At 62.1% G+C, this 8,885-nt stretch carries 13 protein-coding genes and 1 pseudogene; 7 read left to right on the forward strand and 7 right to left on the reverse strand.

Translation table 11 applies throughout. The features are described 5' to 3' along the window. The coding region (locus tag VFL62_RS05730) for an NAD(P)/FAD-dependent oxidoreductase (protein WP_325171407.1) at positions 1-391 on the forward strand (391 nt) is incomplete at its 5' end. A 103-nt stretch (positions 392-494) separates the two neighbouring features. Here the strand turns inward: VFL62_RS05730 and VFL62_RS05735 are convergent. Further along, positions 495-680, reverse strand: a complete 186-nt coding sequence (locus VFL62_RS05735; RefSeq protein WP_325171408.1) for a YdcH family protein — start codon at positions 678-680, stop codon at positions 495-497. A gap of 392 nt (positions 681-1,072) precedes the next feature. Here VFL62_RS05735 and VFL62_RS05740 point away from each other — a divergent pair, with 392 nt between their 5' ends. The 3 genes from VFL62_RS05740 (at position 1,073) to VFL62_RS05750 (ending at position 1,864) form a co-directional block, all read left to right on the forward strand. Next, complete coding sequence (locus VFL62_RS05740; protein WP_325171409.1) at positions 1,073-1,279, forward strand: YdcH family protein; 207 nt, start codon at positions 1,073-1,075, stop codon at positions 1,277-1,279. A 96-nt stretch (positions 1,280-1,375) separates the two neighbouring features. Then, on the forward strand, positions 1,376-1,588 hold the full coding sequence (locus VFL62_RS05745; RefSeq protein WP_325171410.1) for a hypothetical protein: 213 nt from the start codon (positions 1,376-1,378) through the stop codon (positions 1,586-1,588). 24 nt (positions 1,589-1,612) lie between these two features. After that, positions 1,613-1,864, forward strand: a complete 252-nt coding sequence (locus VFL62_RS05750; RefSeq protein WP_325171411.1) for a hypothetical protein — start codon at positions 1,613-1,615, stop codon at positions 1,862-1,864. Between the two features lie 3 nt (positions 1,865-1,867). Here VFL62_RS05750 and VFL62_RS05755 read toward each other — a convergent pair whose 3' ends face one another. Both VFL62_RS05755 and VFL62_RS05760 read right to left on the reverse strand, forming a co-directional pair. Then, positions 1,868-3,022, reverse strand: a complete 1,155-nt coding sequence (locus VFL62_RS05755; RefSeq protein WP_325171412.1) for an epoxide hydrolase — start codon at positions 3,020-3,022, stop codon at positions 1,868-1,870. A 10-nt stretch (positions 3,023-3,032) separates the two neighbouring features. Next, complete coding sequence (locus tag VFL62_RS05760; protein WP_325171413.1) at positions 3,033-3,725, reverse strand: GGDEF domain-containing protein; 693 nt, start codon at positions 3,723-3,725, stop codon at positions 3,033-3,035. Between the two features lie 206 nt (positions 3,726-3,931). On the opposite strand from VFL62_RS05760, the gene purE reads away from it, so the two are divergent. Continuing rightward, positions 3,932-4,420: a 5-(carboxyamino)imidazole ribonucleotide mutase gene (gene purE, locus VFL62_RS05765; protein ID WP_325171414.1), complete on the forward strand. Its 489-nt coding sequence runs from the start codon at positions 3,932-3,934 to the stop codon at positions 4,418-4,420. Positions 4,421-4,563: 143 nt separating this feature from the next. After that, a complete protein-coding gene (locus tag VFL62_RS05770; protein ID WP_325171415.1) occupies positions 4,564-5,694 on the forward strand; it encodes a 5-(carboxyamino)imidazole ribonucleotide synthase in 1,131 nt (376 codons plus the stop codon). Between the two features lie 24 nt (positions 5,695-5,718). On the opposite strand, the gene aqpZ is transcribed toward VFL62_RS05770, so the two are convergent. Next, positions 5,719-6,441 (reverse strand): aquaporin Z, encoded by a 723-nt coding sequence (gene aqpZ, locus VFL62_RS05775; protein WP_325171416.1) that lies wholly within the window; start codon positions 6,439-6,441, stop codon positions 5,719-5,721. 259 nt (positions 6,442-6,700) lie between these two features. Here aqpZ and rpsU point away from each other — a divergent pair, with 259 nt between their 5' ends. Next, positions 6,701-7,003, forward strand: coding sequence for a 30S ribosomal protein S21 (gene rpsU, locus VFL62_RS05780; RefSeq protein ID WP_325171417.1), 303 nt, complete (start codon positions 6,701-6,703; stop codon positions 7,001-7,003). Between the two features lie 197 nt (positions 7,004-7,200). Here the strand turns inward: rpsU and VFL62_RS05785 are convergent, their stop codons facing one another. The 3 genes and pseudogenes from VFL62_RS05785 to VFL62_RS05795 all read right to left on the reverse strand — a co-directional run. After that, positions 7,201-8,100: a hypothetical protein gene (locus tag VFL62_RS05785; RefSeq protein WP_325171418.1), complete on the reverse strand. Its 900-nt coding sequence runs from the start codon at positions 8,098-8,100 to the stop codon at positions 7,201-7,203. Positions 8,101-8,173: 73 nt separating this feature from the next. Next, entirely contained in the window at positions 8,174-8,458 is a 285-nt protein-coding gene (locus VFL62_RS05790; RefSeq protein WP_325171419.1) for a cupin domain-containing protein, read from the reverse strand. 18 nt (positions 8,459-8,476) lie between these two features. Next, a pseudogene (locus VFL62_RS05795) lies at positions 8,477-8,885 on the reverse strand (ionic transporter y4hA); the annotation flags it as partial.

The following is an 8,885-nucleotide window of genomic DNA, read 5'->3' on the forward strand; positions in this document are numbered from 1 at the left end:
AGCGCCGTTCTCGCGCCTGATCTACCCGGTGCCGGAGCCAGGTGGATTAGGCGTACACCTCACGCTCGACATGGCGGGACAGGCGCGTTTCGGCCCCGACGTCGAATGGGTCGATCATATCGATTATGCTGTCGATCCCACACGCTCCGAGCGATTCTATCCGGCCATTCGCAAATACTGGCCGACACTGCCGGATGGCGCGCTGATGCCGAGCTATTCAGGCATGCGGCCGAAGATCGTGCCGCCCGCCGTCGCGGTGCAGGACTTCCTGATCCAGGGCCCGGGCGATCACGGCGTCGACGGCCTGATCAACCTGTTCGGTATTGAATCGCCGGGGCTGACATCATCGCTGGCGATCGCGGACTATGTCGGTGAGCTCGCACAAGCATGACGACGCCTGTCGATAATGGATCGGCGCCCGCCCCTCGCCGATCGACGCTCACAACGCCGACCGGCGATGGCGCAAAAACCAATTCTGATGTGCGGGTACTGAACTAATGCAGCGTAGCGCTGGCGGTGTGCTTCAAGCGCTCGATCTCGTCCTTGACCATCAATTTCCGGCGCTTCAGTTCGACAATCTGCAAGTCATCTGTTGAAAGGTGTAGAAGAGCTTCGTGCAATTCGTTTTCGAGAACCTTGTGTTTGCGTTCCAGTTCAACGAGATGTGCGAGAATTGCCATTCGAAACCTCCTCGGTTGGATTAAGACCTCAGATTCATCCGGACACAAAAGTGTACACCAAGGCTCGAATCTGTCGATGGTTTTGAACGACGCCGTCCTCATATTTCACCGGGCATTTGTAACGAATCGTGAGGCGGCGGCGCGAAGCCCTTTCGCGCCAGCGGGATAGGCGCCATGCGCTCAAACAGCGCATGTGCCCGACGATTGGAACCGGCCGGTCCGATGAACCCTGCCATCCGCCGTTAACGATCGGAGGCGGTCGGATCCGAAGTCTAAAGGCGCCTGTTAGTCCTGATGGAACACGCTTGCGGAGCGGGCTGGCAGGGAGGATAGTCACGGATCGTCCTGCCGGAATTTTCGCAAATCTCATCCGCGTTTTGATTAAGTAACCCATGACCGACGAAGATGAGCGCGAACTCCAGTCCGAGCTCGCAAGATTGCAACAGGAACACCGTGATCTCGACGCAGCCATTGATGCGCTGCATCAGTCTCCTGCGCCCGACTTATTGCGATTGCAGCGTTTAAAGAAGCGCAAGTTGCAGTTGCGCGATCGTATCCAGTTCATCGAAGACCAGATCACCCCCGACATCATTGCCTGACCTGGCGCAGCTTTGCTGCCCAAGATCGCGCTTGACTTTACGAGAACAAAATAGGAACATTAGTACACCCCAAAGACACCGCCGCGAGGATGCGTCATGCCCGAAGCTGTCTCGTTTCCCTTCAGCCCAAGCTACGAACAGGCCTGCGACCGGCTGATCGCGATGTGCAATGGCGATCCTCGCAGCACGATCAAGGCGCTGATCCTGGCCAATGAATATCTGGAAACCGAGTTGAGCGAGTTGCGCGCAAGGGCCTTGAACCTGGGCGCGGTCGTCCGGCGGTCGCGTGCCAGAGACGACGCGGCCTGATGGCCTCGATCAGGGAGAAGACAGATGGCCAACGTCACTTACTATGTCGCAATGCCATTTTTCCAGGATGAAGCCGGTCTGCTTGTCGCGGGCGCTGCGGAGGAATGCCAGCACTCGAGCGCCGCATTGCGGCGGGCGGAGGCGATGTCGCGCTCCCCAGGCAGCATCGGCGCCGTGGCGTTTTCCCGCAGCGGCGATCCCATGGTTGGCGAGTTCGGAGATGCGCACGTGCTCAGGAAATTCGGCCAGGTGCCCGACGATCTGGCTGGGCAGTGACATTCAGCGCAATTCGCGAAAGAAGGCGCGCACCTCCTGCGCCAGCAGATCGGGTTGCTCGAGGGCGGCGAAATGGCCGCCCTTTTCCATGACGCTCCAGCGTCGGATATTCTTGAACACGCGTTCGGCGGTGCTGCGCGGCGGTCTGAGGATTTCGCGCGGGAATTGCGCATAACCCGTGGGGACGCTGATGACGTCGCCACGCGGCAGGATGGCCGCGCCGTGAAGTCTTGCATAGTACGGCCAGAATGATGAGCCGATGGCACCGGTGAACCAGTAGAGCGAGATATCCGCCAGCATGCGGTCGCGGCTGATCGCGCTTTCGACATTGCCGCCACAGTCCGACCAAGCGCGAAACTTCTCGACGATCCAGGCCGCAAGCCCAGCCGGAGAATCGGTCAACGCGAACGACAACGTCTGCGGCCGCGTGCCCTGAATCCACTGGTAGCCGATTCCCTCGCGTGTCCAGTGCGCGAGTTCGTCGAGATAACGCTTCTCCTCCTCGGCCGGATTTTCGATCGCGCTGGGATCACGGCCGGCGGCCATCATGAAGTTCAGATGAATGCCGATCATCTTCTCCGAATGGGCATAGCCAAGCCGGCTGGTAATGCCAGCGCCCCAATCGCCGCCTTGGGCGGCGAACCGCGCATAACCGAGAACGTCGTGCATGAGCGTAGCGAGGCAGTCGGCCATTTCAGGTACGCCAAATCTCTTCTGGCCGGGTTTGAACGACAGTCCGTAACCCGGCAGCGACGGCGCGATCACCGTGAAGGCATCTCTGGGATCACCGCCAAACCGCGCCGGATCGGTCAGCCGTGGAATGATGTCGAGGAACTCAAACACCGAACCGGGCCAACCATGCATCAGCAATAACGGCATCGGGTTTTCGCCTTTGCCCTCGACATGCAAATAGTGCAGGTCAATGCCATCGATCGGCACACGGAATTGCGGAAAGGCGTTGAGGGCCTTTTCCTCAGCCCGCCAGTCAAACCCGTCGCGCCAGTATTCAACGAGGCCGCGCAAATAGCCGACGTCTGTGCCGAAGGCCCAGGCCTCGCCAGGTGCCGAATCCGGAAACCGTGTCCGCATCAGACGTTCCCTGAGATCGGCGATATCGGTATCCGCGACGTGAAGCGTAAACGGCACTGGTCTGGTCATGATGTTCGCCTCATGGTTTGAGGGATTGCTGTGAGATTTCGTGACGCCGCTGCGCCTTCCGCACGTACATCGCGCGATCGGCGTCCGCGAGTGCCCGACCCGTCTCCGAATGCGCCCCAAGCAAGGTAATGCCGGCCGAGACGCCGGCTGCAACCGAGCTGCCGGCAAAAGCAAAACTGAGGCGGTCGATATCCGCCTCGAGCGCGGCCGCTTTGGCGTGCGCATCGGTCTCGCTGAGGTTCCACAGCAAGAGTGCAAACTCGTCGCCGCCGAGCCGTCCGATCACGTCGGAGGAGCGGATCTGCCGCGACAGCACGGCAACGATCGCCTTCAGCACCTCATCGCCGGCGGCATGGCCAAAGGTGTCGTTGATCGGTTTGAGGCGGTCGACGTCGAGCACGATCAGCGCGCCGCTGGCCCCATAGCGCTGGATATAGGAAATGGCACGCGACAGCTCGCGTTCAAAGCCGCGCCGGTTGGGAATCTGAAGCAGAAAATCCGTCTCGGCTGCGGCCTGCAGTTCCGCGATGCGCGCGCTCGCTTTGGCCAATTGGCTCTTGAGCCGCCTGATCTCGGCCTGCGCCTCGCCCCCGGCGGGATCGGCCGGGGTCGTGGATACGCGGCGTGCCTTGCCGGCGGCTGCGGCGGGCTTTTGTCTTTTGGCGGCGCGCGATGATGCCGTTGCCCCTGTTTTCTTCTTCATCGCCCCTGGACCACGCTTCAGTTCGGCCGCGAGCCGGCATTGGTTGCAGGCTCGCGTTAACGCCGGTTGGGAGTACTGCAGCAAGAAAGCTTGCTTGTTCGTGCCAAGACAGGATAGTCCATTGTCGATCCCTTGCCAGCTTGCCGAAGAGAGGGCCGATCCTATAATCGGACCTGAGTTGTTGGATTCCAGTCAGAATTAACGATATGCCCGCGCCAGTCGCCATCATCATGGGAAGCCAGTCGGACTGGGAGACCATGCGCCATGCCGCCGAAACGCTGGCCGCGCTCGGGGTTGCCTGCGAGAAGCGCATCGTTTCCGCGCATCGCACGCCGGAGCGGCTTTACGCGTTTGCCAAGGGCGCCAAGGCGGCTGGTTTCAAGGTCATCATCGCCGGTGCCGGCGGCGCCGCCCATCTGCCGGGCATGGCCGCGTCGCTGACGGAACTCCCGGTGCTGGGCGTTCCCGTCGAATCGAAGTCGCTGTCGGGCGTCGATTCGCTTTATTCCATCGTGCAGATGCCCGCCGGCGTTCCCGTTGGAACGCTCGCGATCGGCAAGGCCGGCGCGATCAACGCCGCCTTGTTCGCAGCCAGCATCCTGGCGCTGCACGACAAGACGCTCGCGGAGCGGCTCGCAGCGTGGCGCAAGCAACGGACCGACGCGGTCGCCGAGCGTCCGGAGGAATCCGCGTGACTGATCAGTGGCGCCGCCGATTTGAGGTCCCCACATCGGCTTCCGCACATTCGTCCTGGGGACCTCAAATCGATCAGCGGCACCAAGAATATAGGTTTGCTACTGCCCTTGCATTTCCGAACTTCGTGTAAGAGGCCGCCGCGATGGATCACGAACTTCGGAAATGGGGCACTAGTCGGGTGAAGCTCAAGCCAGGCGACACCATCGGAATTGTAGGCGGCGGGCAACTCGGCCGGATGCTGGCAATGGCGGCGGCGCGGCTCGGCCTGCGCTGTCGCGTGTTTTCGCCGGACCCGGACTCGCCCGCCTTCGACGTCGTCGCCAATGCCACCTGCGCCGAATATGCCGACGTCGAGGCGCTCGAGCTGTTCGCGGGCGACGTCGACGTCATCACCTATGAATTCGAGAATGTGCCGGCGGCATCCGCCATGATCCTGGCGGCGCGGCGCCCCGTGCTGCCCGATCGCGGGATTCTCGAGACGACGCAGGATCGGCTGATCGAGAAGAATTTCGTCACACGGCTGGGCATCCAGACCGCCAACTACGCCGATGTTTCCTCACCGCAATCGCTGCATGCCGCGATCGCCCGGATCGGCCTTCCCGCGGTATTGAAAACCCGCCGCTTCGGCTACGACGGCAAGGGCCAGGCGATGATCCGCGCAAGCGACGATCCGGATCGCATCTGGGAAGAGCTCGGCACCAAGTCGGCAATCCTTGAAGCCTTCGTTCCATTCGAGCGCGAAATCTCGGTCATCGCCGCCCGCTCGGCCGACGGCAGCGTCGAATGCTTCGATGTCACCGAAAACGAGCACCGCGATCACATCCTCAAAGTGTCGCGGGTGCCGGCCGCGATATCGGACGCGCTGGCCGCGCAGGCGCGCGAGATCGCGAGGAAGATCGCCGACGCGCTCGACTATGTCGGCGTGCTGGCCGTGGAACTGTTCGTGGTGCCGGGCGATGGCGGGCCGACGATTCTGGTCAACGAGATCGCTCCCCGCGTGCATAATTCGGGACACTGGACGCTGGACGGCGCCTCGATCTCGCAGTTCGAGCAGCACATCCGCGCGATCGCCGGCTGGCCGCTCGGCAAGCCGATCCGCCACGGCGATGTCACCATGACCAACCTGATCGGCGACGAGATCAACAGCTTCGGAGACTGGCTCAGTGTTCCCGGCGCGACCGTTCATCTCTACGGCAAGGGAACACCACGGCCCGGGCGCAAGATGGGCCACGTCACCCAGGTCGCGCCGAGGGAAAAAAATAGTCCGGTTTAAATCTCGCGCCGTGCGAACTGATCGTTACGCCGGCTTCACGCCTTCCACGAGGCCGGTCGGTTGCTCGCTCAGCCAGCGATAGACGACGCCTCCCAGCACACCACCGATCAGGGGCGCGACCCAGAACAGCCAGAGCTGACCGAGCGCCCATCCGCCTGCGAACAACGCCGGACCGGTGCTGCGCGCCGGATTCACGGAAGTGTTGGTGACGGGAATGCTGACAAGATGGATCATCGTCAAAGTCAAACCGATGGCGAGTGGCGCAAAACCGGCGGGCGCCTTGCCGTGGGTGGCGCCCATGATGATGAACAGAAACATCGCCGTCATCACGACCTCGGTGATGAAGCAAACGACCATGTCGTACTGTCCCGGCGAATGCACTCCATAGCCGTTGGACGCAAAACCTTTGCCGAGATCGAAACCCGGAGCCCCGCGTGCGATCACGTAAAGCAGCGCAGCGGCAGCGACGGCGCCGATAACCTGCGCGATCACATAGGGCAGGATCTGACCGGCCGGGAAACGGCCGCCGGTGGTGAGGCCGACCGTGACGGCCGGATTGAGATGACAACCGGATATATGGCCGATCGCATAGGCCATGGTCACCACGCTCAGGCCGAAGGTCAGCGATACCCCGAGCAGGCCGATACCGACCTGCGGAAAAGCGGCAGCAATGACGGCACTCCCGCATCCCGCGAATGTGAGCCAAAATGTACCAATCAATTCAGCGGCATATTTTTTCGTTTCCATGGGAGCCTCCCGGATACATCCTCCGCGATCCTCGGAGCGAAATTCGTCCAAAAAGTTGCAGAATCCTCAAATCGGCATATTTAGGCACTGGATCGGGCGCGATCCGGACATCCCGGCCTTCAGCGAATTTGCTGCTGCCAGGTGGACATTCCACCGTTTGTCTGATACATCCGCGCGCTCAAAGGTTCGGGAGCGAGGCTTTTTGCCAGCCCTTTGACCTTACCAGAATCCAAGCCGATCAATTGAAAGAGGATGCCGCGTGCAGGTTCTCGTTCGCGATAACAACGTCGATCAAGCCCTCAAGGCGCTGAAAAAGAAGATGCAGCGCGAGGGTATTTTCCGCGAGATGAAGCTCCGCGGTCATTACGAAAAGCCCTCCGAGAAGAAGGCCCGTGAAAAGGCCGAAGCCGTGCGCCGCGCGCGCAAGCTGGCCCGCAAGAAGTTGCAGCGTGAAGGGCTGCTGCCGATGAAGCCGAAGCCGGTGTTCGGCGCCGGCCCTGGTGCCGACCGTGGTGGCCCTGGCGGCCGCGGTGGTCCGGGCGGACCGCGTGGTCCCCGCTGACCTCCAGGTTGATTTTCGGATATGAGTTGAGCAACGCGGACCTTCGGGTCCGCGTTTGCTTTTGCACACCGTCACATCCATCCGGCACCCAAATGGCCGGGCCGCGATCTCGTCGCCGCGTGCTCAAAGCCTGGCGAACGTTGAAATATTCGTTTTCGGCATCGCCGCAAAGCGACACTGCGCAAGCGGCCGGCCGACTACTTCGGAATCACCGAATTGAACAGCTTCTTGGTGGCCGAGAGCACATCTTCGGCAACATTCGGCCGCTTGGGCGGCGGTTGCTGATCGGTCGCATCGGCCCGCAGATCGAGCGGAGCACCGGCACCGCCCGGATCGGGAATGTCAGCCGGCGGCGTCGGGTGCAGCGGGTCATTGGCCCGTGCGGTGACCGGCTTGTTATCGAACTGCGGGGTCGAAACCATGATCGGCGGCGGCAAGGGTTGAAGCGGCGGGGCGACCACAACCGGCGCAGGAGCTGGCGCGACAGGCATCGCCACCACAGGCGCAGGTTCCACAGGCTTGGGCTCCATAGATTTGGGCTCCGCTGCCTTGGTCCGCTCGGTCGTGCGGGACACGGGTTCGCCGCCGCGCAGGCGCTCGATCGCCGCACGTGCCAGATCGTTGGCATCCGGCGTCGCGGCCGGCTCTGCCGCCGGAGCGCTAACGGGAGCCGCCACCACCGGTTCGGCGGCCGGGGCCGGCTTGGAGGCTGCTTTCTCGCGCGTCGGCGCGTGGCGGCGGGTGTCAGCCGGCGTGGTCGGCGGAATGCTGGCGGTCTCGGCGGGCTTGTCAGCCTTCTCGGCCGGCTTTTCCACGGTCGCTTTGTCGGCCGCCGCCTTGTCGCTGATCGACTTTTCGGAAATGCCCTTCGCCCGCACCCCATGTTCGGGCGCGTTGCCAAGGTCGGCCGAGCGCTCGGCCGGCTTCGAATCGGCCTTGGTAGCCGCCTTTTTCGGGTCGGCCGTGGACACCGCCGCGGCGGGATCGGCGGCCGGCGTCTTATTGTTGATGTAGTGATTAACGATGTAGGCGCCGAGAATGGTCGCAATCACCGACGGAAAGATATCCATCGCAAATTTTGAGGCCAATTTCAGCATGCCGACCACTCCCGCGCGGGCTCTGATGCCGAAGCTTTGAGGCATATCGGTGGCAATTCGGTAAACGGCGGGGTTATGGCTTCAGCTCCACTTCCAAAAATACGATCTCGCTCCGAGTCTCGTTCAGGACGTCATGTTCCACCCCGGCCTTGCGGAAGTAGGATTGTCCGGCCTGCAGCTGGGCCTTGGAGCGCTCCCCGTTGGGCGCCACGATGGTCATCTCGCCCGCGGTCACGGGCACGATAACATAGTCCATCTCATGAATGTGATGGCCGGTCGCCGATCCCGGGGCCAGGCGCCACCGGGTCACGCGCACCTCCGGGGTGTCGACCTGCACGTCGGACGTGGCGCTTTGCATTTTCCACTCTTCTCCCGTTCAGGGAACGAACACCAGAAACATGAATATCGCAAATACCACAAGGTGGACCAGACCGAAAAGGATGTTGGTCCGGCCACTGCCCAAAGTCAGCATGCCGAGCAGCAATGTCAGCGCCAGAAGCACCATTTCCTGGGGCGGCAGCCCCAGCACGAGTTGCTTGTCGAGTTCGTAGGCCGCCACTGCCACAGCCGGAATCGTCAGCCCGATCGTGGCAAGCGACGATCCCAGTGCCAGGTTGATGCTCTTTTGCAGATCGTTGCGCCGCGCGGCCGCGATCGCGGCAACGCCTTCCGGCAAGAGGATGAGCAGTGCTACCAGAATGCCGGCAAAGGCCGGCGGCGCGCCAATCAACGCCGCACTGGCATCTACAACTTGCGAGAACTTCTTCGCCAGCAGCACCACAGAT

Source organism: Bradyrhizobium sp. (assembly GCF_035701725.1).
GTDB lineage: Bacteria > Pseudomonadota > Alphaproteobacteria > Rhizobiales > Xanthobacteraceae > Bradyrhizobium.